The 271-nt window shown below is 56.1% G+C and carries 1 protein-coding gene; it reads left to right on the top strand.

Annotation, left to right across the window (positions count from 1 at the left end):
• A partial coding sequence (locus tag SB764_RS40430) for a UvrD-helicase domain-containing protein (RefSeq protein ID WP_410866816.1) occupies positions 1-271 on the top strand: 271 nt, incomplete at both ends.

Raw genomic sequence — 271 nt, 5'->3', positions numbered from 1 at the left:
CGAGAAGCAGTGGCCGCCGCGCCAGGCAATGTGGTACATCAACAGCCAGAAAGATGAAGGCCTGCGTCCGCATCATATTCAAAGCTACGGTAATCCGGTGGAGCAGACCTGGCAGAAGGTGTATCAGGCGTATCAGGAAGCGTGCGATCGTGCGGGTCTGGTGGACTTCGCCGAGTTGCTGCTGCGCGCTCACGAGTTGTGGCTTAACAAGCCGCATATCCTGCAACACTACCGCGAACGTTTTACCAATATCCTGGTGGACGAATTCCAG

Origin of the sequence: Paraburkholderia sp. SIMBA_027 (genome assembly GCF_046535315.1) — a bacterium.
GTDB lineage: Bacteria > Pseudomonadota > Gammaproteobacteria > Burkholderiales > Burkholderiaceae > Paraburkholderia > Paraburkholderia tropica.
This window is presented reverse-complemented; position numbering and strand designations above follow the sequence as displayed.